The organism is Bacillus cereus group sp. BfR-BA-01430, assembly GCF_022663115.1.
GTDB lineage: Bacteria > Bacillota > Bacilli > Bacillales > Bacillaceae_G > Bacillus_A > Bacillus_A cereus_BD.
The window spans coordinates 345,772-370,257 of record NZ_JAKUEW010000002.1; the positions used below are offsets into that span (position 1 = coordinate 345,772).

Consider the following 24,486-nt stretch of genomic DNA (forward strand, 5'->3'; position numbering starts at 1 on the left):
CTCAAACAAAAAATGTAACTACTTGTTACATTTTTTTGTTTATCCCTTTTTGACATGCGCTAAATGCAGCTTATAGTCATTGAGAATTTCAAATAAAGAACGAAAGCTTTCTTCATTAAAATAAGAAAAGTTTTCTTCAAGAAATGCTTTGTATTGAATAGCTACCTTATCTTTCGTTTCTTTTCCTTTTTCAGTTAAATACACTAAAGTCTCTCTTTGATCGGACGGATTTTTAGTAGTTGCTACAAAACCATCTCTTTTCATTCTTTGAATCATAGTTGTCACATTACTTGGAGCACATCCAATTTTCTGCTTCAAATCCGACATAGAAGCCTTTTCAGTATCAGATAATATTTGCATTACTCCAAATTGTACAGTGCTAATGTCAAACTGTTCTAATTCTGTTTCAAGGTTGTACTGTAATTGATGGTAAACATCTCTAATAACACTGTATAACTCCCTTGCCGCTATTTGCATAGAAAACACCCTTTCTTCAGAGAATGAGGTCTATACTAGACAATATGTAGATATAAATATTGATATTTTTATGCCAAATAATATGTATGGGGGGTTTATAACTATCCTATATATCTTTTTATTTCTCTGAGATGCAAAATATATTTCATATATGAATTATATTTTGCATGTTATAAAAAGTCAATTATATAAATTGGCATATCCTGCTTGATAAAAAATTCAATAATAAAAAACGCCTATTATATCAACTAAAAAAAGACGGTAATAAAGCTCTCCACTTCTAGAAGAGTTATAAATATATACTATTATTCCCCTCATATTTTTATGTTTCAAACGTTTAATTTTCAATTTTAACTTCTTATAATGAAAAATATTTATGTATTATTTAACAAGAATGCTTTGTTGCCAATTTCAATCCCAAAATCCTCAACAATAAATACATCTGTTTATTTATTCCATTCTTCTATGTTCATCGCATATATATATTCGTCACTGTTAGAACCATTGAAAAAATCCGCGTCCTTTTCAAAACCAATTTTCTTAAATCCTAACCTTTCTACTAATCTAATTGATTTCATGTTCCTTGTATCAATATACGCATAAACCATTTTTAACTTATAATTAGAAATTAACATATTAATCATCTCTTTTACTGCTTGTTGTGCAATCCCCTTCCCCAATACTTAGAGGGTAAAATATAGGCCACCCAAGCTTTTAAATCTTTACTATAAATAGTCGCTTGAACTGTACCAATATATTCCTTTAAATTTTAATTATAGATTACAAAATTTAACCAAATTTACGAAAGATGGGTTGGTGCATCTTCTGCCAACCTTTTGAATTTTGCAGACAATTTCCCTACACTTTCAGGAGGATTTCCAGGGATATAGGTATATATTTTTTCATCTTTTAAAACTGAAAATAACTTCTCTGCGTGATACTTGTTTAATGGTTCTAGTTTAATATTAGTCATTTTATACCTCCTCAAATAATAGAAAATCTAGCTAAAAAAGTAGCTTAATTTTAACTTTTTTATGTCCAAAATATTGACTCAAATCCAATAAAAATATAATCAGTTTTGTGACCAACCAAACCGTAAAAGAAAAAACACTAAATCTCTTCTCCCTTTTCAACAGCACCTTTCAATTTCTGAAGCATATATCCAATCCCTTTGCATCCTGCTAATGGATATGTAATCCTATTTTCCGGATATAGTTTTGTGACTACTTTTTTATGTTTCTTCCCCGCTAGTAGAACAATTTCATCAAATTCTAGCAACCCTTTATCCGCCATCTGTTTTTTGAGTTGTTCTATACTAATAATCTCATCACTTTTCGAGTCAAAAGCAAGATCATAGTTTTCTGTTACAATGTCATTTGGTCTTAAAAATCCATGCTTTGCTGATAAGATTACCCAATCCTTAAAAAACATTGCCGCATATGTCTGACACGCTTTTCCAAACGGGCTAATATAAACATCTTTCGCTTCTGTTGGACCTTGACTTGGATACTTATCCCAAATTTTCTTTTTCCCACACGGGATAATACATAATCGATTCATCATTAACTGCTACCTCACCTTATATCTCTTTCGATATTTCAATCATAACACTTTTCCTTCATCAAAAAAAACTGTCACAATCGACAGTTTACAAAGAAAGGTTATGTATAAAAAGGACAAGCAAACCATAGGTTACTTGTCCTTCTTTTCATCCATCCCTACTATTATAGAGCTTGGAATGTTTCTGTTAATACAGGAACAATTTGTTTTTTACGAGATACAACACCTTTTAAAGTAGCTGTGTTGTTTTCTAACGTTACGTTGTATGCTTTTTCAACAGCGTTTGCTGCTTTACCGATCGCAAGACCGACAGAATCGTTTGTTAAGATATCTGTTACAACGAATAAGAATAAATCTAATCCTTTTTCTTCTACTACTGCAGAAATAACTTTTTCTAATTCTGCTTGGTGTACAAGAACGTCGTTTGTATCAACAGCGTTTACTTGTGCAATTTCAACTTTCGCGTTACCCATTTGGAATTCTTTTGCGTCAAGAGAGATTAATTGCTCCATTGTTTTACCGCTTAAATCTGCACCAGCTTTTAACATTTCTAAGCCGTAGCTTTCTGCATCAACGCCAGCGATTTCAGCTAATTCACGAGCTGCAGCTACGTCTTGTTCTGTGCAAGTTGGTGATTTAAATAGTAAAGAATCTGAGATAATTGCAGATAACATTAAACCTGCAACTTCTTTACGAATTGCAACGCCATTTTCTTTGTACATTTTGTTTAAGATTGTAGCTGTACAACCAACTGGCTCACAACGATAGTATAAAGGATCGCTCGTTTCAAAGTTAGCAATACGATGATGATCGATAACTTCTAACACACGAACAGATTCGATATCGTTAGCACTTTGTTGACGTTCGTTATGGTCAACTAAAATAACGTTGTCCACTTCGTTTGCTACTGTCTCAACAAAACGCGGTCCTTCTACTTTAAAATAATCTAACGCAAATTGAGTTTCACCGCTGATCTCACCTAAACGTACAGGCTCAGCATTCATTCCTAATTCTTTTTTTAGTTCTGCATAAGCAATTGCAGAACAAATTGCATCTGTATCTGGGTTTTTATGCCCGAAAACTAGTACTTTTTCCATGATTTCCACCTCTTCATCAAAAGGATATCTTAAAGAAGCAAATATGACAATATTTTAAGCAGATTTTTTTATAAATAAAATCAAGTTTCTCTTCTTTTCAAATAAAAATACTACAATTTTTCCGAATAAGAGGAAAAACAGAATCAAATGTGTAATAAAGTGATAGGAAATGATGAATTTAAAGGAGGGTTCCAAACATGCCCATTATAAAACTTAAAAATGATGTAGAATTGTACTATGAAGATCAAGGAAATGGAAAACCTATTCTCTTTATTCATGGGGTTTGGATGAGCAGCCGCTTTTTCCATAAACAAATTCCTTATTTTCGCGATACATACCGAGCAATTTCAATTGATTTACGTAGTCACGGACGCTCAGCGCATATAGAAACCGGGCATACAATTGCAAATTATGCTTGTGACTTACATAACTTTATTCACTCTTTAGCACTAAAGGATGTCATTTTAGTTGGTTGGTCAATGGGAGCATTCGTCGTATGGGAATATATAAAACAATTTGGAGAAGAAAATATACAAGGCCTAGTCATTGTAGATGAGCTTGCATCAGATTTCAAATGGCCTGATTTCCCTTTAGGTGCCTTTGATTTTCCAACACTGATTCATTTTATGAGAGAGATTCAAATAAATCAAACAGACTTTTTAAAAGGATTTCTGCCACTTATGTTTAAAGAAACGCTTTCTACTGAGGAGTTATCCTGGATGCTTGAGGAAGTTACAAAAATTCCTGCATCTATCGCAAGTGCCATTTTATTTGATCAATCTGTTGTTGATTACCGAAAAGAATTACAGACGATTACAAAGCCTACTTTACTTTGTTTTGGAAGAGAAGAGAAATTAATTCCGGTCGCTGCGGGAGAACATCTTCAAAAACATATTCCAAATTCCAAACTTGTTATTTTTGAAAATAGCTGCCATTGTCCATTTTTAGAAGAAGCGGACTATTTTAATAGCGTACTCGATTCTTTCGTTCAATCTCTTTCCTAAATTTATCGTTCGTTCCATTTAGCATGTAAAGAAAGGTCATTCTATACAAAAATGACCTTTCTTTATTTGATTTAATTATCGTGTGAAGCATTGTGCATGATAGACGTAACGCCATTATTGACAAGATTTACATCGATTACTTGATAAAAGGCATTCCCTGTATCTGCAATTTCCCAAACAGCTAAAATAAGATGATATCCACTGCGATCAGTTGGTACATTTGCTTCGTGTGTTACTGTTGCTCCTGGTCTTACTCCTCCATCATTTTTCACATAAAATGGTATGAAATCTAATTGAGAACGTGACAATGGCTTATTAGGGTCCCAATCTTTTTTCGTTATATAATATTTCCACTCTTTTGTACTATGCGGAGCAGTTAACTTCCACTTGAATTCATTCTTTCCCCCTTGAATCGTCACTTTTTTCCATCGATCAGCGGTTTGAACGTCTAAATTCGGGAAATGTCCAGCACCCGCAATTTGTCCATCAACTGGACCTGATTGCGGAAATCCCCCTACTCCTTCTACACTTTGCGGTTCATATTGAATTGGACCACAATTTACATTTACACCTTTGCTGCATAAATACGAACGACTGGAAGGTGATTCCACATACCCATGTGCAGACGCCTTTTCTGCAAAACCAAATGTTACCGCTCCTGTCAGCACAACCCCACAACTGAGAATAACTTTCTTCACACTTTGCCATTTTTTCTTTTTCATTACGCTGTTCCCTCCCTATCCATAAACGAAAATAACTCTGCTTAAGTTGCCTAGTCATCTTCTCTACATCAAGTATAAACGAAGGGAACTTGTCCATAGAACCGAAATGAAACTTTCTCAAATAAACAAAAGTTGATCAACCTTTATAATATAAATAAACACTTTAAATACTCTTGAACTAAAATGTACAGCGCCATCAACAAGCATTACCAATATTCTCAAATATCTTTATTTAATCTCTCATCCCTTTTTATACGAATGAAACGTAATAACACTCCTTCTTATATTTTAAGCAGAAATAGATTGCAAATTGTGCATACTAAAAAAGCTGTTGAGATTGCTCTCAACAGCTTTTTACTCTAGTTATCCGAATGATTAACACTCGCCAACGCGATAATACCTTCTTCATCATCTAATTCAAGCTGTAATCTTGCTGCGTAAGGATTGAGATTGTACTCTCGATCTAGCCATAGACGAAGCGCCTCAATTAAATTCGCTTGGATTAAAATTTGCTGACGACCGTTTACTTCTACTTCAGCGGAGAATCCATAGTCATCATCATACATCAGTTCAACTAAAACAGCTTCAGGAGCAACTTGTCTTTTTTCAGCAATGTATACACACAGTGCATTAATCAGCTCCTGTTCAGAAATCTTTAACGTCTCCATGCTGTTTCCTCCGCTTGTTTCTTGCGCTGATCTTTAAAATATTTAAATGCTCGAATCGCCAACATCACGATACCAGCCATTACTAACATATTTACCATGAACGCCAATATAGAACCAAATGCTCCCATATTTGAGAATAGGCTTCCCATTAATAGACCACCTAAACCACCAAGTAATAACCCTTTCATAAAGCTTCCTTTATTACTTTTTGGCGCTGTATTTGTAGCTTTCGTTTTTGTATCTGGATTTGTCTTTTGTGAATTTACGTTAGAATCTTTTTTGTTTAAATTCACTTTTGACTTTTGTCCAGAACTTGGTGTAAATGACTTTTTACCAGATTTGTAACTTTTCGCTGCTGCATGATCTACAAAAACAAAACTGCTAGCTCCAAAGATCACCATGAATGCAGTCATTACTGAAATGAGTTTTTTCAACATAGTATATCCATTCTCCTTTTACTATAGATATATGTGAAATCTATCTTTCTTAGAAATAAGAATGATAGATTTATTTTTAAACTCATATAAAGAGTTCTTATGAACTTATTATATGAACTTTTATTAAAATAAGCAAGTTATTTACGTATTAATATTTTGGAGAACAAAGGAAAAATGAAGCAAAATGGAATTGACTTTACATAAAACAACACATATTATAAGGTCATAAGAACTTTTATAATTTTGGAGGTGAAAAGATGGAAACATTTCATCTCACACGAAACGAAATGGCAACACTCCTCCTTTCTTTAAGAGGATGGAACACAAAAAAGCCTCTTAGCATATTACAAGAAGCTTGGGCAAAATCACATAAAAAAGATATTGAAAGCGGACAAAGCGTGACTGCTTTTATCACAACCGCACTTTCACCTATTTTCGAAAAGTTGATAAAAATAGAAGATACCGATGTTGGCTTTTCTTTAAATGAAATCGTTGCACTTGGTAATCAAATTGAAAATACCAGCTTTTCTGTAACCGCAATGCAAAACTGGGTAAAACGCGATATAAAAGAAATGATTGGATCACCGCAAAAGGGAAAAAAATACTCCATTGAGCAAGCTGCTTTACTTTTCATTGTCGAAGATTTAAAAACAGCACTTGATTTTGAATCCATTCGGAAACTGCTTAGACTCATTGTCAATGATCCGGCAGACCGCAGCGATGATTTAATTAATCCCGTTCATTTATATGTTGCGTACTCTTCCTTATTTGAAGAGTTGAATCAAGGAAACTGTTTACAATTAAACGCAACTGACACAATCCATACAATTGAAAATATAGTAAAAGAGAAAGCCGATCAAATTGCCAGCCAATTTGACCAAATCAACAATGAACAGCGCGAAGCAATTCGTAACGCCATTATTATCGCGACGCTTTCTGTACATACTGCATATGTACAAATGTTAGCAAAACGATACGTTTCCGCAACATTATTTTTACAAAACTTAGATGTAAAACCGTAAGCAGAGGGGTAAGATATACGCCTCTGCTTCTATGTATAGCAAAAACTTATTCAAATGTAAATGAAAAAACATCTGTATTCTCAAATCAAACTTTAACCATTACTCTTCTTTTCCAAAAATAATTCATTCACTCTATCATAACGCCCTTCTCTCATCATTGTGACAAACATATATTTCAAAAAAATCATTTTAATAAAAAACTTACATAGTCTTAAATCCCTGAGGAAACATTAATAGTAGTACACTAAAAAGGAGGGACGATTCCATGAAAAAGAAAAAATATTTATTTGCTTTAATGGCTACTGTTATATCTTCAGGATTATTATTTGGTTGCAATAACGTGAAGGATGAACAAGAACCAGATCCAACCGAGGAACCTTCTGAACAACGAGAACAAGATGAAAGACAAAATAACAACCAATAATTTTTTATCGTAATACAAAGCTAACAAATAACATGATGACTACATTGTCTATCTTCAATATGAATCAAATCTGTACACAACAATTGTACTCAATCTGCCATCATTGTTATGTGAACCGTTATGTATTTATGATACGTTCTTCTAGCTCTTTATAAAGACCATACAAAAATAGGAGCAGAATTGCTCCTATTTTCCATTCATATTACAAATGTATTTTTTTCTATGCAAAATCCTTCAGCGGAATTTTTAATAATCACATCAAATCGCTCATGATACGGGTGCATGAATACTTCATACTGAATGCGACGCTCCTCATGAGATTGCCTTAAATATTCAATGTCCATTCCTCTTTCTACAACATCCCGACTCGACCTTCTCATGAATTCTGTTTCTCCATCCGTATAAAAGTAAATTTTCAAATCAAATAAATCGGGATTAAGGAACGCAACACTCATTCCTTCTACAATCGTCACTTTACGTTTCGAAAAAATTAATTCCCGTTTCATATCATGCGTATCAATGGTATAAAAATCCAATCCATCTTGAACCATTTGAACATCTCTTTCTAAAGACTCCAAATGATGCGCAGCTGGATGACAAGCTGTCATTTTATAATGATGCTCTTTATTTCCATATGTATAATGAATGATTGCGTGCTTTCGAATACTCGAACTCACAATATATGGGTCTGTATTCATATAGTTTACTTCCTTTGGCATAAATTGCTCTTTCAGCTTATTCGCAAATGTCGTTTTTCCCGCAGCACCATGTCCTGCAATACCAATCACAACTTGTTTATCCTCTATTTGAATCCAATTGATAATTTTTTGTGATAACTTCTCCATCTGAATCCCCCATTTTAAACTGTTTCTATCAAAATTTTGACAAAAATCAGCTTATTACCAGTCCTATTTTTTTCTGAACACAACTTCATACACATATACTAGGCCGAAAAATATTTATCACTAATCTACATATTTATACTCAAAGTGTAATAATGTATCCTCATTCTTCCTCCTATCATGCGTATACGTAAACCCTATCTTTTCTAACAAATTTCTTGACTTCATATTCTCAGTTTTAATTCTTGCCTTAAATGTAGTAAGCTTCAAATCATAAATTGCATATTGAATGGTTGCATAAGCTGCTTCAGTCGCATAACCTTTCCCCCAAAACTTCGGGTTAAGCAAATACATGATCTCTACCTCTTCTGTTCCATCTATGCATCTTAATCCGCAATGACCAAGTAATTCTCCGCTTATTTTATGAAATAGAAACCATACACCAAATCCATTCTGCTTCCAATGTGAAATGAGTTGATCGATATACTGCTCAGCTTCTTCTCGTAACATTCCCCTTGCAACTGCTAGCCACTTACCTACTTCCTCTTGTTTGACGATTTCATAGAACTCATCCCGATTTCCTATGCTTGGTTGTCTCATATATAGCCTCTTTGTTTCTATATCCTTCCTCATAAGTATATTTCCCCTTTTATCTGATAGATTAGTAAATTATACCATACTAATCCCTTCATCACTGCAATGAGAAAGTATATCTATAAATAAAAACAGACTATCGTATAAAACGAAGTCTGCTCTTCAAATCACAATCTTTACTTTTTACTATCGGTCCATTTTAAGGTTGTTGCTGGTCCAAATTGATGTACGTATAAATTTTGAACGTATGGCTTTTGTAAATACGATAATCCGTGCTGAAATACCGGTGCAATGACCGCGTCTTCAAGCAACATTTTTTCCGCATCTTGCATTGCTTTCCAGCGCGCCTGTTCATCATTTCCTAACTCTAGTTTTATCTTTTTCAGTAATGCATCGTACTCTGGATTTGCATATCCCGTATTATTAACTCCATTTTCAGAAAGAAAAACCTCTAAATATGTCATTGGATCTGGATAATCTGGTAACCAGCGCGATAATGACATTTCATATTCTTTCTTTTTCTCTAATGCTAGTTTTTGAGAATGAGGTTGTAACTTTACGTTTATCGTCAAACCTGGAAGATTCTTTTCAAGTTGCTCTTTAATGTACTCTCCAACTTTTTTAAAGTTTTCTAAATCGTAGTTTAACATCTCTATCGTAACTTCATTTGTTCCTGTTTCTTGCTTTGCTTTTTCCCAATATTCTTTCGCCTGTTTCACATTCGTTTTATTAAATTCTGTCGTCGTTTCTCTAAAATCTTTATTATCTGAATCTAATAAGAAGCCACTTGGAATATAGTAATTAGCAGGTTCTGATCCATCATTTAAAAAAGATGTAGCAAGATCCTTTTTATCAAAAGCCATACTTAATGCTAGGCGCGCATGTTTATTTTTCAAAATCGGTACGTTTTCATTAAAACGGAAAAAATACATAATAGGATCCGTATATTGTTTCAGTTCTTTATTATTCTTATATTTATCAACAAATTCTGTTGAAATGACAGCGCGATCAATTTTATTTGTTTCATATAAATTCACGACAGTTGAAATGTCTTTTACAATTTGATAGTTGACTTCATCTAGCTTTACCTCTTTTTTATCCCAATATTGATTGTTCTTTTTCATGGTGAAACTTGCTTCATGTTTCCACTCCGATAATGTGAACGGGCCATTATATACGGTTTTATCAGCTTCTAAACCATATTTCTCTCCTTGTTCCTTTGCATATTTTTCATGAATTGGATAAAAAGATGGCAAACAAAGTAACTTTGTAAAGTACGGCACAGGATGTTCTAATTCTACAACAAATGTTTTATCATCTGTTGCCTTTACCCCTAGTTCGTCTAATCCTAATTGCTTTTTATTGATTTTTTCTGCATTTTTCACATCATACATAATGGAAGCATATTGTGAAGCCGTTTCTGGATTGATCAATTGTTTCCATGCATAAACAAAATCATGCGCTGTGACAAGGTCTCCATTTGACCATTTCGCTTCACGCAAATGAAATGTATATGTTTTACCATCTTGACTCACTTCATGATTTTGAGCCATTCCCGCAATGACTTCATCATCTTTTGATAATCGAAATAGACCTTCCATCACATTATTTAAAACGTTAAACGAAATTGCATCTGTCACTTTTCCCGAGTTCAATGATGGAATTTCCCCTGTTTCCGTTAATTGTAATACTTTCTTCTCTTCTTTCGGATTCGTCGTTGATTGTTCTGCACTACAACCAACTAAAAAGGAAGAAGCCAGTAACGCACTAATGAATGAAATACGAATGACCTGATTCATTTCCATCCCCCTATCATTTTTTATTATGGTAAATAACGTCGAGCTCCGGCATATTCTTCGATATATCCAGGTGTGTCTACCGGAATAATCTCAACTGTTCTTCCCGCTTTCGGAGAGTGAATCATATTTCCATCCCCAATGTACATTCCTACATGATGAACGTTTCCTTTTCCACCATCATGAGCAAAGAAAATTAAATCCCCTTTTTGTAACTGTTCTTTTTCTACCGCCATGCCAGCTTTTGACTGCGGGCCTGAATCACGCGGAATGGTAATACCATGTGATTGATAAATGGTATGTGTAAATCCAGAGCAATCAAATCCAAATCCACTTGTACCAGCCCATATATATGGCAATCCTAAAAATAATTTACCTGTGTTCACTAAATCGTCCCCTGTTGGCGTCTGTATATCATTTTGTGAATTGTATACCGTACCATCTTTTTTACGTAACCAAGCTTTTTGACCATTTGGCAATAGAACACGATATGAAATGGTATCTTCGCTTACAAGTGGCAAACGCGTATTATAACTGACCTCTAATGATTTGTTTTTGCCGGAAGGATTGATATATAAGATGGCTGTAGGTTTTGTGATTAAAACAAAGGGGTGATTCTTTTTATCCGCAAATTCTTGATGATACGTCAACTGTTTTTCTGGCATCCATCCTGGGTAACCTCGTTCATTTCTTGGCGTCGGTTGTCCATGTACAATGACTTTCACCCATTCTCCTTGCCTTTCAACAACGGTTACTTCCTGCCCTAATAACGTTTGTGTTTCCAGCTTATTTGTATTTGTTAACCAAAGCTTTTCATCAAGTGTCATAGATTTCGTCCATTTCCATAGATCCACAGGATTGCTTGCGCTCGGTTCATCAATGGGACGAAGCAGATTCGGACCAGTCCATAGCGTTGCAGCGGCAACATCAATGAAAGCTGTATTTCCTATCCTTTCTTCCGCACTTACTGCCGAGAAAGACGAAAAGAGAAATAAACTCGTTAATAATGTGGTTCCCAGTTTTTTCATATATATCCCCCTTAAAAAATCATTTGCTAGTTTATCATTCTTTGAAACAATAACTCTCCTAAGACTGTAAGTTTACCTTCGCTCCGCTATAACTTATTCCTTCTGGCTCTTCCATTAGCCATAACGGCGCATCAAGATCAACATAATGAATATTCGGATGTGCAGCCGCTACATGCGCTGCGGCTGTTACAGAAAGCGATGATTCCATCATGCTGCCAATCATACATTTTACACCTGCCGCTTCTGCGACATCAGCAATTTTCCATGCCTGGCGTATTCCGCCGCATTTCATTAATTTAATGTTGATTAAATCCACATAACGTCCATGAACAAGCTTTAATGCGTCTTCCGTTGAAAAAATACTTTCATCAGCCATAATTGGTATATATACATGATTCTTTACATATTTCAGTCCTTCCCAATCTTTCGCGTGAACAGGCTGTTCGATAAATTCAATATTTAAATTTCTCTTTTCCATTTCTTTAATAATGGAAACAGCCTCTTTCGGTTCCCAGCCTTGATTGGCATCCAATCGGAGCACAATATCCTTTGGTACACTATTTTTAATGGCCTCCATTCGTTCTAAATCTAACCGAGCAGATTGACCAACTTTAATCTTTAACGTTTGAAATCCTTTTTCCACATGTTTTTTCGCTTCTTTTGCCATCGATATAGGATCATCAACACTTACCGTAATATCTGTATAAATTTCTTTCTTCCCACCCAATAAGGCATAAAGCGGAACGTTATGAAATTGACAATACGCATCATATAAAGCAATATCTACCGCTGCCTTCGCACTCGTATTTCCAATACAACTCTTTTGAACATATGATAATAAGGAATGAAGTTGCCCGAGCTCTTTTCCTATTAAAATAGAGCGAATCGGCCCTAAAATTGCTTCTTCCATTCCACTTGCAAAATCACCTGTAATAACCGGAGTTGGAGCGGCGGCTCCTTTTCCTACCATTCCATTGTCTATATGGAGAAAAACATCAATACTTTCAATTTCTGTTACAGTACGCAGCGCTGTTTTAAACGGGGTATGAAGTTTAATCAATCGGCGCTTTACCTTTACATCTGTAATGTTCACTTTTCCCACCCTTTCCTTTTTGTCCAATAAAAAAATCCAGCCATAAGAAAGTCATCTTACGGCTGGATTTTGTCTATGAAGAAGTAGACAAAGCAGCAATCTGATTATATTTTTTCTGTGCGTCCTTTAACGCTACAAGTAGCGCCTTTTGCGATGAGCCAAAATAACGACCTTTAATTTCATCAGCTAGATGTGAATCGTTTATATTTTTATGTAAAAATAAATGTTTTACAAACTGAGAAGTTAATGCAATGGTTGCGGAGCAATCTGCATCTATAATTTCTCCTGTATCTCTTTCAAGCACGAATGCTACAAAATAACTTTTAAACTTTTCAGTAATTGGATTGTTTTGAGGCGCTTTTGCATCCCCTACGACGTAAATCGTGTTAGAAGCGTACACATGTATCATCCTTTCTTATACAAGGATAGCGGTTTTCTTAACAAGCGTATGAACTATGAATCCATCGATTAGTTGACCGAGCTAACCCTCTTGATCCAAAAGTTTTATTTTCATGCTAATGCTAATAAGCGTATATTAATACTGATTAGATCAAAGACTTTGGCTAACCCCAACCGAAATTCATCTCCCACCTACCCATTGGGCTACGTCCTCACATTCGTTGAAGATAGGGGACTTCTTTCGAAAATACGTTAAAAAGGGTCCGCTTATTGAAATTATATATAATTAACAGAATTTTTACAATATTTATCTTAAGATCAATTCAAACTGACCAACTTCAGAAAAAATATAATTTATAACGCACTTCATACTACTCTATAGACAAGTGAATTGTGAAACTTCAATCTTCCTTATATATGTAACAGCTTGCTATACATCGACAGTAGCCAAAAAAACAGTCAGCTCGCGCTAACTGTTTTTTATCTATCATTATTTAGGTAATATGAAAATTGTTTCATCCGGCTTCGAAAAATGGTACTCTTTTCTTGCAAATTGCAAAATTTCTTCTTCATTATCCGTTAAATTCTCAACCTTTGTCTCTAAATACTTGGAATCCTTCTTCAAAGATACGAGTTGTTTTTGTTGCTTTTCAACTGTAACACGCTTCTTTTGAATCATTTCCTGTTGCTTCGTAAGTATATATTGTACATAAAGTGTTGAGAAGAAAATAAATAGAAATGCGAGAAGAAAACGCCTTATTTTTTTCTTATTTATAACTCGATATTCGTTAGGCTGCGATTGATGTTGCATTGTATTAGGAACATTTACCTTTTTGAGTCTCCTCATCATTGAAATCCTCCTAACCCATTTTATTTTACTGCCTTCCATATGAGCTTCTATTATCTTAAATTCTCCTCGTATAAAACAAGCTCCTCTATAAAAAAATCTCATAAATCAATCAATTACAGATAGCTTTCGACGACATCTCTATATTTCAGCTGAATATTTTATTTTTTTGTGCTGTAAAATTGTAGTTTACGCTACTTCGTCCTTTACTTGTCAAATTGTGCCTTATGCAATCTAGCCTGCTCTTCTAAATAAAAAATGAAATAATATATGAAAAACTTGCAAAAAACGAATAGGGGCAAAATTGCCATGATTTCTTGCTGTGATCATATTTCTGCATCAACATACTTTAATATATTTCGTTATATTTCGATAGAGATTGAAAAGCTTCTTTTCAGTTTACATAACATAATTATTTAAAGTCATATTCTTTTGTATTATTTTTCGAATTCATTTTTGTTTTTATATACCTAAATTAAAAAAACAAAAAATTTCAAATGAAAAGAAAAATCTTATTTTTGTTTTCAATCAAAAATAAGATGAATCATTTTTTTAAATTAATCTATAACAATTTTGTCTTCTTCCTTTTCCTGTCTCTTTTAATACGTATGACTTTTCAACAAGTGCTGTTAATGAATCTGTTAATGTTTTATACGATAAATTAGATAACGCCAATAAATCATTCGTATACAGCATCCTATGCTTTTCTAATAATAACAATATGAGCCGTTCAGAGGGCTTTAACATTTCATCGCTTTCAAGTATAAAATCTATATTTTTCATAAAGGCTTATATGTCTCCTTAATATAAAAACGAATGTTTTTTATCAATTATTATGAAAATATTATATAACAAAAATGTATTTATATCAAAATAGTTTTACTTTTCATCCGTAACTATATCAAACTAATATTGTGCGAAATTCCTAATGCTTTAACATGATAACCAAATCTATCAGTATTTTTAATAACATATATAATATTTCCTAACCAAAAGGCTCCGCTTCATCTACGGAGCCTTTTGGTTTCTTCATATATAGAAAGTAAACTAAAGTTAAGATAGAAATTCTTAATCAAAATTCTACTGAATTCATTCATTTTAAAGTGACTTGTTCGTTTTTATGATTTCTCGGTAAAGTGCTGGTGACCATTTATCTCCAAGATAATCTTGAATAATCCATCCTACTCTTTTGGGATCTTTTTGCTTTATATACTGTGCAACTTCTGGATTTAGATAAGAGGCGTAATAATATGGACTACTCCATGCTGTACCACCAGAAGACAAACTAATAAAGTTTATATAAATACGATTTACATTTTGAGAATTTTCGTTAGCTTGGTCGATCATGCTTTTAATAGATTCTATTTTTTCGTCATACCCAACATTATATTTATCTTGTACCGTTACATTTAAATTATAAGTGATAGCGGAGTTAAATTGTTTGTTATCAGGCCAATAAAAATTCTGATACCCTCCAGTCATCTTACTACCAACATACCTTCTCACTAATACTATTTTCCCACGTGCATCTCCAAGTTTGATATTTCCTTCTGTTTTCAAAAAAATAGGATCCTCAAAATATTTTTTTTCGAATGTATTAACAAATGTATCCTGAGCGCCGTCCATATCATCATACTCCTTTTTTAAGGACATAATAATTGTTTCGCTTGGATTCTCTTCTAAAAAGTTTTTTGCTTCATTAATAAACTGTTGGAGTGTTACATACAAATATATTGGTCCATGATGAAGAACAATTGTATTGTCATCTGTTAAACGTCCCCTAATATCAAAAATTCTTGCCCCGTGATTCATTTGATAACGAAAATCATGTTCTTGTGTCATTCCCCATACTTGTTTGACTGGATCTTGCAATCTAAATGTTCCACTATCATGTGTTCCTGGAATGGATATTTGGGCTAGTGGTGTATCATCTGGTATTGCTTGCATCCATTTTGGCCAATTTTCAAGTTTCTCATCCGAAATATCTGCAAATGCCGTAACACTAGGAGAACCCATCATTGACATAAAGAATATACTCGCGTATAAGGCTGATTTTAAAATGTTTTTTCTGTTTTTCATATTTCTATTCGCTCCCTATTAACAGTACTCATAGCACATTACTCTACAAAATATAAGCCATGCCTCTCTAGAATCATTTCAAAAAAGAAGGAAAGATATGTTGCATATACCTTTCCCTTAAGACATGTAAGGCTTCATACACTCTTGACTCAATTAGATACATATATATCTTTCTTTATGATATCCTCTAACTCTATCCAACTTGTAATACGCGGGATATTTACATGTTGATTGTAAGAAGCATTTTTTACATATACTTTAATCGATTTTCCTATTAAAGTTTCTAAAACAGCCGGCTTATCGTCAAAGAAATAGTCTAATCCTATTTCTTGTATGATTTGTACTTTTTCTTCGTCTTTCATTCCATAGTAAAAGCGATCTTCATGTACCGGAAACCCATTGTCCATTAGCCATTTTTTTGTTTGCTCTCCATGCTCTTTAGGCCGCGCAGTTATATAATATACTTCATGCCCCTGTCTTTCTAATTCTTGCAATGTCTCTACTGCATACGGAAACGGTGAACAGGAAGTATAATAAATTTCATGAAGCAGACTGTTCCACATCTGACTACCTTCCTCCGAATTCATGTCAAACGCTTCATGTATTTCAATTGTTTTTAAAGAATGAAATACATCCAATCCTACTTCTTTGTTTAATTTTTTATTATATAAATGAAAAGCGTGCTGTCTTAAGTCAATCAACGTATCATCAATATCAAATCCAAATTTCATCCTTCATCACTCTTTTCCTCGCTTCATATATTTAAAAACATAATTGAATATATCTTCTCGTTATTCACCATCTATATGATATACTGGATAACCAGTAAATTTATAGTCTTTTCCAACCTGAGTGAATGTTATATCTTTAAATTCAAGTGCCTCTTGCATTTTAGTAACGCCAGTACCCTCTACAAAGCTAGGTGCCATCCTACCTCCAATAACTTTAGGGGCAAAATATAAGACAAGTTTATCCATTAATTTATTTTCAAAAAACGAAGCATTCACCTCTCCACCGCCTTCAATTAGTAAAGATGAAACTCCTTTTTGTCCTAAAACATCTAGCATTTCATGTAAGTTTATATGCTTTTTTCCACTAGTAACAAACACTTTTACCCCCGCATTTTCTAATGACTGCTTTTTGGCTACGGCGTGATTATTTGTTGTAAAAATCCACGTAGGGGCTTCACCATCCGTAATAACTTTAGATTCCATTGGAATACGTAATGTAGAATCCAATATTACTCGAATTGGATTGCGTCCATTTGGAATGCGTGTTGTCAATGACGGATTATCTTTTTGTACCGTATTTGCTCCTACTAAAATAGCCGCATTTTCATTCCGTATTTGATGTACTTCCTGTCTAGCCTCTTCAGATGTGATCCACTTACTATCCGATGTAGAAGTAGCAATTTTCCCATCTAATGTAACTGCAGACTTAATCGTAACAAAAGGGCGCTTTGTCATAATATATTTATTAAATACTTCGTTCATTTTTTGTGATTCTTCTTCACAAACTCCTACAAATACTTCAATACCAGCATCTTGCAAAATCTTAATTCCACGTCCAGAGACAAGTGGATTAGGATCAAGTGTTGCAACCACTACTCTCTTGATTCCTGCTCGTACAATTGCTTCTGCACAGGGACCTGTTCTTCCATGATGAGAACAAGGCTCTAAAGTTACATAGATGGTACCACCACGAGCCTGCTCTCCGGCCATACGTATCGCATGTATTTCAGCATGAGGTTCTCCAGCCTTCATATGTGCTCCAATTCCTACAATTCGATTCTCATTTACAATTACAGATCCAACCAGTGGATTTGGAGTAGTTTGTCCCTTCATTGCTTTAGCATTTTCAAGTGCCAACTTCATATAAAATTCATGCTCACCCATGTAAGTGTCCCCCTTCAAAATGGCCAGAACGCTGAATCTTCGTTTGCAAATATTTCTCATTAAATTCTGAGACATCACCCCATAACGGTTCACGACTCGTAACATTTAATCCGGCTTTTTGTAGCGCCTCTAATTTTCTTGGATTATTTGTAATAAGCTTTACAGGCTTTGAGCGTAGTGTCTTTAACACCTCAATTGTGTCATCGTAATTTCGAACGTCATCTGCAAAACCTAAACTTAAATTAGCTTCTACTGTATCTAGCCCATTTTCTTGCAGGATATAAGTCATCGCTTTACTAAATAAACCAATTCCTCTTCCTTCATGATTGGCTAAATAAAATAGAGCACCCGCACCATGTTCTGTAATCATCTTTAAAGACTGTTTTAATTGGAATCCACAATCACAACGTTTACTGCCAAAGATATCACCTGTGTGACAAATACTATGCATACGAATCAATGCATCTTCAGCATCTTCAAAATCACCATACACGAGTACGCTAGATTGTTGCATATCGGCTAAGTGAATAGATGGTAGTTTCTCCATAATCCCTTCTACGCCATTCGTCGTCTCATGACATTGTAACCAAGAATACCATTGAAAAATTTTAGTTTCTCCATATAAATTAATTGGTAATTGAATTGGGCCGACTAGATAAATCGCTTTTCCATCTCGATGTATGAATTGAATTTTATCTTCTAACATTTGAATTGTATCTGTTGTAACCATTAGGTACCTCCTAGTATAGAGAATCTTTAACAAAATTCTCTTCCATTTTTCATATTTTCTATCCTTCAACTTACACAATGTAAGTATTTTTGCATGTGATATTCTTTCTTTTATCTCAGTCAGTATATGAAATATGTATAACCACACCTTTAGCCGACCTAATAAAAGATTAATCAGGAACATAAATATTCCCCTAATCATTTATCTTTTTGAATGAAATTACAAACAAGAAGAAATTGTTTTATTTCTGAATCGAAATTCACATTCAAACAATTAAATTCCTGATAGAGCAATAGACTTATATTGCCGACTTTGAAAACAACTTTAAATTAAGACCATACCCACGAATTTATATCTACTTGTTTTTTTGCATAATCGATCTTGGATTTTACTTTTTCAATCCCATCATAGGTAGATGCTGGATATGTTTTAAACCAGCCCTTTTCAACTTGAACAATATCATGTACTTGGAATGATTGACCTTCAGTTAATGAAACGAAAACAAGGTCCGTTTCCCCTTCTTCTGTCGGAAATTCAACATCTACACCTGCATTTCCATCAGAATCTAGAGGGTATACGTTAGTCACATCTCCGACTACAAAATCTTTATAAACACCCGGCACTAGTGTAATATGCTCAATAGAAGCTGCTGTAACAAAAATGTGAAATGCATTTTGTAACATTGGTCCATCGCTCATGACTCTTACATATTCGCCGACTTTTACATCTGACTGAAAATCATAATGTACCGTTACAGATTGATCACCTTGTTTAGTTTCTACAACAAAAGAATCATTACTTACTTCAATTACTTTCCCTTCAATTATAGAATAAACTTCTTGAACTGCGGCACTCACTTTTGTTACTTCTAATCCTTGTAAATTTGTACCTGCCAATGCTGCAAATCCTAGTGCACTAGCTATAATCATTTTTTTCATACCCTACATCTCCATTCTGGTTGTTAGTTGCAAGTTAATATAAAAATTCATATCCATTTACATGTAACTATTATAGTTACAATGATAATGATAATCAATAAGAAATTACATTTATTTTTAACGTTTTAAAATCCTTATATTCAAACTTAAATATATCGTCCTAAAAAAGGCTATTCATTATTTATCCATATTTTAATATTTAAAATATAATCCAAACTTCTTTAAAATCAGAAGTCATATTTCGTTCATTCGTATTCTGAAAAGATATCTACTAGGACATACTTATCAATCTCAGAAATTTGAATTTCTATCAGTCCCTCGTGAAGTTACTGACGGATCTACCGAACTTCGACATCCATCGCAACTCAGAGATATTAAATTAATACATGCCGTGGTCCAAAAACATCCAAACCGCATGCAGAAAATAAAATAGCCGTATATCCCATAAAAAAATAAATGATACACGGCTATTTGTGATGCGTGCTGTAAAGATGTGCTTGTTTTTATAATTCAGGCTTACTTCCCTTCCACTACTGGAAGTAAAATAGAACTTTAATCAGTGGATTTTCCTTCCTCTCCTACTAATTAAAAGCACTAAGCAGGATAAAAACAGCCTGTAAGACCGCTGAAAACATCCACTTCATAAGAAAAAGGAGTCCATCACTTACTGTATATAGATGATAAACTCCTTTCTATCCTCAACATTCCAATAAAAATGCATGTTTTTTCAAAGTAATCCCTTTGTCAGCACCTTCTAAATAGACTGTTTTCCTTTTTAATTTAAAATTTCATTCTATTTCAAAAAATGATTTCCCTCGTTCCTTGTAGTGCGACAAACCTATCGTTCAGCGTATTATTATGATGATCTACAATCTGAGAAGCTGAAAGCACTGATGTGTCAAATGTACTATGAGCATCTTTTACTAAAACGTTCTCTTTATATCCTAAACTATAAGCACTTCTACATGTTGTATCTACACAAAACTGAGTTTGCATACCTGCGATAAACAATTTTTTAATTTCTAATCCTTGTAGTTTTTCTTGTAATGTTGTTTTATAGAAAGCATCTAAAGAAGATTTACGAACAACAATATCTGTTGGGAGAGGCTTAACGTCACGATGAATTTCCCATGTTTGTTTTCCTTCACTTAACAGGCTATCTGGACTCGAATCTGTATGTTGTATATAAATGACAGGTATATTAGATTGACGTGCTTTCGTAAGCAAAGAAGAAATATTTTTAAGCACTTCTTGCTCCTTCCATAAAGAACCACCTTCATAAGAAAACATAATATTCTGTACATCTATTAGTAATAACGCAACGTTCTTACTCATTTCCTTCCTCCTATTCCCTTTTCCTTCCATGACTTATGAAATATTTGATTCATTTGTATTCTATTTTTATAATTTCTAATCCTATTTCATTTTGATATACTTCGTTTCTTAATTTTATTTTTTCGTTTTTTCATTATCTAAATTAGATTATTTTCATTTAAAAGAATGTTTCCTTTTCATAAAATAGCTGAATGAAAAGGAAATGGCTTTTTGAACTCCCTTTCTATTCCATACAGAAAGAAATATTTATAATCTTTTAGGACATAGTAAGTATGAGGTGTTATTTATGTTCAAAAAACTAGGAATCCTTTCTCTGCTTTTCTTTTTCTTATCCACACATGCGCTTGCAAATACAAATAAGCAAATTGAAGTATTTGACTGTCAAAAAGAGATGGTCGTTCAAAAACAATCGTTACATGCAGAAATTCAACACAATGCGATCCAATACGCAAAATCCATTACTGGTGCATTTACAAATATAAATGTTGTCCCTAGAAGCGGATATATAATCAAAATCCCTTTAACAAAACCTGCTATCATCACAAATCAATGGATTCATGCAACTATCGACGAAGTACTTGTCCTTCTTCCTAAAAACGAAAAGCCTTATATTATGATTTACGATGACGAAAACAATCCACATTTTTATTATGTAAAAGGACATCCAGAGCTCTTATTAAAACAGTTAAAAGTGAAAACGTAATTGAATGAAAGAGATTTCTTTCACCTGAAGAAATCTCTTTCATTTTTATTGGACCGGATCATATGGCCTCATTTTAAGCATTTCCACCAAAATTTCAGAAGAATACTTCGCTACCGTCTTTGCAAAGTTTCCATATGACATTGTCGCCTTATTATCTGCGCTATCAGAAATACATCTCATAACAAGAAGCAATATCTCGTTTATAAAGTAAAAATTCCCCCTTTTTTATAAATACACCAGTATTCTGTTCAATTCCTCATCATTCTCAGTAATTCAAATCATTTCTTCAGCAAAATGTGTAGGTGGTACGCTATATTGCTTGAATCTACCACTTACTTTCCATATATCACAACACTTGAATAGCCCCAACAATTCTATTACACTCTGTGCGATACCCGTCTATAATCTATATTTCATATCCCATTATGTAGCACACAAGACATAATAACATGCCCTATATCTAAATAATCATCCCCCCCATCAAGAGATATCTTCTCTAACATATTTCTCCCTCTTTATATATTTGAAATTGTTTTATGCTGCTAACTCTCTCTACATCACCAATAATAAAAACCTTAGTAATACAAGTTCTTTTCGGCTGTATAATAAGTCGATATAGCCATTCAGCACTTGATTATTCTATTATTTTACAGCTTGGAATAAAGTATTAATCATTCCTACGATACAAATTGCGTATCATGTTTGCCACTACAACACCACACTTTTATAAATAATTACAACTTATTATCCTCCAAACAATTATACAAGAAATATAATTGTTTCATACATCGAAATATTCTATCTTATATAACCGCAATCATTCGCAATCTTTTTAATTATGATACGACCTTCTATCGTATTTAATATTCCCAAAATACAACTAATCATTTTTTACAAATGATGAATCCCAATAAAAATTTTTGTAATTATAAAAACTATTTTTTGAAATAATTAGACATTACTGACACCTCCATTTATATTTAAATTATAGAAACTTATCAATCTATTGTATATTCAAAACGAATGCGATTTAATTATTTATTTTACATTATGTAGTCATTTAAGTCATTTGCTTTCAATTTTGTAAAGGAGGATGTGTGTGATGGATGAGATTGATAAGAAAATTATTTTACTTTTACAAGAAGATGCTAGAATGACTGTTACCGACATGACTGAACACTTACATCTTAGTCGACCAAGTATTACAGAAAGACTGAAACGTTTGCACGATGCAGGAATCATCGAAAAATATACAGCACGAATTTCTCCAGAAGCAGTTGGGAAGCCCATTCAAGCTTTTTTAAGAATTGAAAGTTTAAAAATCCCTTGTAAACATTTCGAAAAAATTATTTATGAGGAACACCAAATTCTCGAATGCCACCGCGTAACTGGTGAAAGTTGTTATTATTTAAAGGTCGCCGTCTGCTCTATGAAAGAATTAGAAGAATTGATTGATATTGTGATTCCTTTCGGTACGGTAAAGACTTCCATGATCTTATCCTCACCCATTCCATATCGACCGATTATTGTAGACCAAAACAAAAAGGATTGATCAAAAAGATCAATCCTTTACTTTACTTCATTTAAGAAGAATAATGCTAAAACACCTGGCCCTGTATGTGCTCCAATTGCTGCGCCAATTGTATTTACAACAAATACTTCACAACCAAAACGCTCCTTAATGAGCGCTTTTAATACTTCAGCAGTTTCTAACTCATCACCATGTATAATAGCAATTGTTTGCTTTTGAAGGTTTTTCCCTCGCTCTTCCATAATATCAACCATGCGGCTTAACATTTTCTTTTTGCCTCTTATTTTTTCAAGTGGTACAAGTTTTCCTTCGTCCACATTTAAAATCGGTTTAATATTTAGTAAACCACCAATAAATCCAGCTACTTTACTGAGGCGGCCACCTCTAACAAGATATTGTAAATCACCTACAGTAAAGATATGTTCCATATGTGTTATGGAAAAAGCAACACGCTTTAAAACGTCTTCTTTTGACGCGCCTTCTTTTGCCATTTTAGCAGCTTCTAAAACAACAAGCCCTTGCCCAAGAGATGCGCATTTTGTATCAATAATATCTAAGTCGAAATCTGGATACGTTTCTTGTACTTCTTCTTTAACAAGGACCGAAGATTGGTATGTACCGGAGAGTTCAGATGAGAAAGCTAAATATATACAAGGCGTACCTTCTTTTGCATATGTAGAAAATGTTTCTTGAAATGCTTTTAATGAAGGGAGCGATGTTTTATACGCTGCACCTTCTCTCATTTTTTGTAACAATTGAGTTGATTCTAACGTTACCCCGTCTAAATACTCTGTTTCTACTTCATCAAAGACACGAAGCGGAATTACATCTATATCGTAAGCTTGCAGCACCTCTTTTGGTAAATCTGCCGCACTGTCTGTAATAATTTTTACACCCATTTTTAAACCTCTATTCTTTTTAAGTATACGATAATAATGACGTTTACCTTTACATATTATATACGTAAAATAAGATTGAAGGAAGAGAAACTATTATATATTATATGCTCGCAATGCCTACAAATTCATTTTTTAACTATTATTTTTATTATTCTTTGTATAATAGAACATATTCATATTTTATGAGGAGGAAATCGGATGGAGATTCGACTTGCCCGAAAAGAAGACTTAGACTGGATTTATCATCAATATAAGTCAGTTGGATTTGTTCCTAGTAATCTAACACAAAATCAAGTTGCGATCATTACATAAAGCTGGCCTAGGACGTTTCGTTTGGTATTTACATACTCCCCGCCTATCGAGGAT

Annotated in this window: 27 protein-coding genes and 2 pseudogenes; 5 read left to right on the forward strand and 24 right to left on the reverse strand. The window is 33.7% G+C overall.

The window, feature by feature from the left end; genetic code table 11:
• Positions 1-39: 39 nt before the first annotated feature.
• From MR058_RS06205 to ppaC, 5 genes are all read right to left on the reverse strand, one after another.
• On the reverse strand, positions 40-477 hold the full coding sequence (locus tag MR058_RS06205) for a MarR family winged helix-turn-helix transcriptional regulator (protein ID WP_242143137.1): 438 nt from the start codon (positions 475-477) through the stop codon (positions 40-42).
• 446 nt (positions 478-923) lie between these two features.
• Positions 924-1,157 (reverse strand): GNAT family N-acetyltransferase, encoded by a 234-nt coding sequence (locus MR058_RS06210; protein WP_242143138.1) that lies wholly within the window; start codon positions 1,155-1,157, stop codon positions 924-926.
• Positions 1,158-1,276: 119 nt separating this feature from the next.
• Positions 1,277-1,450 carry a hypothetical protein gene (locus MR058_RS06215; protein WP_242143139.1) on the reverse strand — a complete coding sequence of 58 codons (174 nt, stop codon included), beginning with the start codon at positions 1,448-1,450 and terminating at the stop codon, positions 1,277-1,279.
• A gap of 137 nt (positions 1,451-1,587) precedes the next feature.
• Entirely contained in the window at positions 1,588-2,037 is a 450-nt protein-coding gene (locus MR058_RS06220; protein WP_242143140.1) for a DUF6884 domain-containing protein, read from the reverse strand.
• Between the two features lie 164 nt (positions 2,038-2,201).
• Positions 2,202-3,134 carry a manganese-dependent inorganic pyrophosphatase gene (ppaC, locus tag MR058_RS06225; RefSeq protein ID WP_242143141.1) on the reverse strand — a complete coding sequence of 311 codons (933 nt, stop codon included), beginning with the start codon at positions 3,132-3,134 and terminating at the stop codon, positions 2,202-2,204.
• Positions 3,135-3,331: 197 nt separating this feature from the next.
• Between ppaC and MR058_RS06230 the strand changes: the two genes are divergently transcribed.
• Positions 3,332-4,138 (forward strand): alpha/beta fold hydrolase, encoded by an 807-nt coding sequence (locus MR058_RS06230; protein ID WP_242143142.1) that lies wholly within the window; start codon positions 3,332-3,334, stop codon positions 4,136-4,138.
• Between the two features lie 71 nt (positions 4,139-4,209).
• Here the strand turns inward: MR058_RS06230 and MR058_RS06235 are convergent, their stop codons facing one another.
• The 3 genes from MR058_RS06235 to MR058_RS06245 form a co-directional block, all read right to left on the reverse strand.
• A complete protein-coding gene (locus tag MR058_RS06235) occupies positions 4,210-4,860 on the reverse strand; it encodes a lytic polysaccharide monooxygenase (RefSeq protein WP_242143143.1) in 651 nt (216 codons plus the stop codon).
• Between the two features lie 359 nt (positions 4,861-5,219).
• On the reverse strand, positions 5,220-5,528 hold the full coding sequence (locus tag MR058_RS06240; RefSeq protein ID WP_242143144.1) for a YxcD family protein: 309 nt from the start codon (positions 5,526-5,528) through the stop codon (positions 5,220-5,222).
• Positions 5,516-5,965, reverse strand: a complete 450-nt coding sequence (locus MR058_RS06245; protein WP_242143145.1) for a hypothetical protein — start codon at positions 5,963-5,965, stop codon at positions 5,516-5,518. Before MR058_RS06245 ends, MR058_RS06240 begins: the two co-directional genes overlap by 13 nt.
• Before the next feature lie 257 nt (positions 5,966-6,222).
• Here MR058_RS06245 and MR058_RS06250 point away from each other — a divergent pair, with 257 nt between their 5' ends.
• Both MR058_RS06250 and MR058_RS06255 read left to right on the forward strand, forming a co-directional pair.
• The gene (locus tag MR058_RS06250; protein ID WP_242143146.1) at positions 6,223-6,987 is read left to right on the forward strand and encodes a DUF1836 domain-containing protein; all 765 of its coding nucleotides are present in this window, start codon (positions 6,223-6,225) and stop codon (positions 6,985-6,987) included.
• A gap of 265 nt (positions 6,988-7,252) precedes the next feature.
• A complete protein-coding gene (locus MR058_RS06255) occupies positions 7,253-7,411 on the forward strand; it encodes a hypothetical protein (RefSeq protein ID WP_012094410.1) in 159 nt (52 codons plus the stop codon).
• Positions 7,412-7,608: 197 nt separating this feature from the next.
• Here the strand turns inward: MR058_RS06255 and MR058_RS06260 are convergent, their stop codons facing one another.
• The 14 genes and pseudogenes from MR058_RS06260 to MR058_RS06325 all read right to left on the reverse strand — a co-directional run bounded on the left by MR058_RS06260 (position 7,609) and on the right by MR058_RS06325 (position 20,987).
• A complete protein-coding gene (locus MR058_RS06260) occupies positions 7,609-8,256 on the reverse strand; it encodes a uridine kinase family protein (protein ID WP_242143147.1) in 648 nt (215 codons plus the stop codon).
• A 120-nt stretch (positions 8,257-8,376) separates the two neighbouring features.
• On the reverse strand, positions 8,377-8,853 hold the full coding sequence (locus MR058_RS06265) for a GNAT family N-acetyltransferase (protein ID WP_242143148.1): 477 nt from the start codon (positions 8,851-8,853) through the stop codon (positions 8,377-8,379).
• Positions 8,854-9,023: 170 nt separating this feature from the next.
• Positions 9,024-10,646 (reverse strand): peptide ABC transporter substrate-binding protein, encoded by a 1,623-nt coding sequence (locus MR058_RS06270; RefSeq protein ID WP_242143149.1) that lies wholly within the window; start codon positions 10,644-10,646, stop codon positions 9,024-9,026.
• Between the two features lie 23 nt (positions 10,647-10,669).
• Positions 10,670-11,671: a C40 family peptidase gene (locus MR058_RS06275; protein WP_242143150.1), complete on the reverse strand. Its 1,002-nt coding sequence runs from the start codon at positions 11,669-11,671 to the stop codon at positions 10,670-10,672.
• Between the two features lie 58 nt (positions 11,672-11,729).
• Positions 11,730-12,764, reverse strand: a complete 1,035-nt coding sequence (locus MR058_RS06280; protein ID WP_242143151.1) for a dipeptide epimerase — start codon at positions 12,762-12,764, stop codon at positions 11,730-11,732.
• A gap of 73 nt (positions 12,765-12,837) precedes the next feature.
• Positions 12,838-13,164: a DUF3870 domain-containing protein gene (locus MR058_RS06285; protein WP_242143152.1), complete on the reverse strand. Its 327-nt coding sequence runs from the start codon at positions 13,162-13,164 to the stop codon at positions 12,838-12,840.
• Positions 13,165-13,653: 489 nt separating this feature from the next.
• Positions 13,654-14,010 (reverse strand): FtsB family cell division protein, encoded by a 357-nt coding sequence (locus tag MR058_RS06290; protein ID WP_242143153.1) that lies wholly within the window; start codon positions 14,008-14,010, stop codon positions 13,654-13,656.
• A gap of 552 nt (positions 14,011-14,562) precedes the next feature.
• On the reverse strand, positions 14,563-14,793 hold the full coding sequence (locus MR058_RS06295; protein ID WP_242143154.1) for a hypothetical protein: 231 nt from the start codon (positions 14,791-14,793) through the stop codon (positions 14,563-14,565).
• Between the two features lie 315 nt (positions 14,794-15,108).
• A pseudogene (locus tag MR058_RS06300) lies at positions 15,109-15,984 on the reverse strand (phosphatidylinositol-specific phospholipase C domain-containing protein); the annotation flags it as partial.
• A 254-nt stretch (positions 15,985-16,238) separates the two neighbouring features.
• Positions 16,239-16,820 (reverse strand): 5' nucleotidase, NT5C type, encoded by a 582-nt coding sequence (locus tag MR058_RS06305; RefSeq protein WP_242143156.1) that lies wholly within the window; start codon positions 16,818-16,820, stop codon positions 16,239-16,241.
• A gap of 60 nt (positions 16,821-16,880) precedes the next feature.
• The gene (ribD, locus tag MR058_RS06310; RefSeq protein ID WP_242143157.1) at positions 16,881-17,984 is read right to left on the reverse strand and encodes a bifunctional diaminohydroxyphosphoribosylaminopyrimidine deaminase/5-amino-6-(5-phosphoribosylamino)uracil reductase RibD; all 1,104 of its coding nucleotides are present in this window, start codon (positions 17,982-17,984) and stop codon (positions 16,881-16,883) included.
• Complete coding sequence (locus MR058_RS06315) at positions 17,977-18,714, reverse strand: GTP cyclohydrolase II (protein WP_242143158.1); 738 nt, start codon at positions 18,712-18,714, stop codon at positions 17,977-17,979. The genes ribD and MR058_RS06315 overlap by 8 nt, the downstream gene beginning before the upstream one ends.
• 329 nt (positions 18,715-19,043) lie before the next feature.
• Positions 19,044-19,652 (reverse strand): hypothetical protein, encoded by a 609-nt coding sequence (locus MR058_RS06320; RefSeq protein ID WP_242143159.1) that lies wholly within the window; start codon positions 19,650-19,652, stop codon positions 19,044-19,046.
• Between the two features lie 798 nt (positions 19,653-20,450).
• A complete protein-coding gene (locus MR058_RS06325; RefSeq protein ID WP_242143160.1) occupies positions 20,451-20,987 on the reverse strand; it encodes a cysteine hydrolase family protein in 537 nt (178 codons plus the stop codon).
• 286 nt (positions 20,988-21,273) lie between these two features.
• On the opposite strand from MR058_RS06325, the gene MR058_RS06330 reads away from it, so the two are divergent.
• The gene (locus MR058_RS06330; RefSeq protein WP_242143161.1) at positions 21,274-21,690 is read left to right on the forward strand and encodes a hypothetical protein; all 417 of its coding nucleotides are present in this window, start codon (positions 21,274-21,276) and stop codon (positions 21,688-21,690) included.
• 72 nt (positions 21,691-21,762) lie between these two features.
• Here the strand turns inward: MR058_RS06330 and MR058_RS23295 are convergent.
• A pseudogene (locus MR058_RS23295) lies at positions 21,763-21,909 on the reverse strand (5'-methylthioadenosine/adenosylhomocysteine nucleosidase); the annotation flags it as partial.
• An 883-nt stretch (positions 21,910-22,792) separates the two neighbouring features.
• Between MR058_RS23295 and MR058_RS06335 the strand changes: the two are divergent.
• Complete coding sequence (locus MR058_RS06335; protein WP_242143162.1) at positions 22,793-23,242, forward strand: Lrp/AsnC family transcriptional regulator; 450 nt, start codon at positions 22,793-22,795, stop codon at positions 23,240-23,242.
• Positions 23,243-23,259: 17 nt separating this feature from the next.
• On the opposite strand, the gene MR058_RS06340 is transcribed toward MR058_RS06335, so the two are convergent.
• Positions 23,260-24,120, reverse strand: coding sequence for a DegV family protein (locus tag MR058_RS06340; RefSeq protein WP_242143163.1), 861 nt, complete (start codon positions 24,118-24,120; stop codon positions 23,260-23,262).
• Positions 24,121-24,486 lie beyond the last annotated feature (366 nt).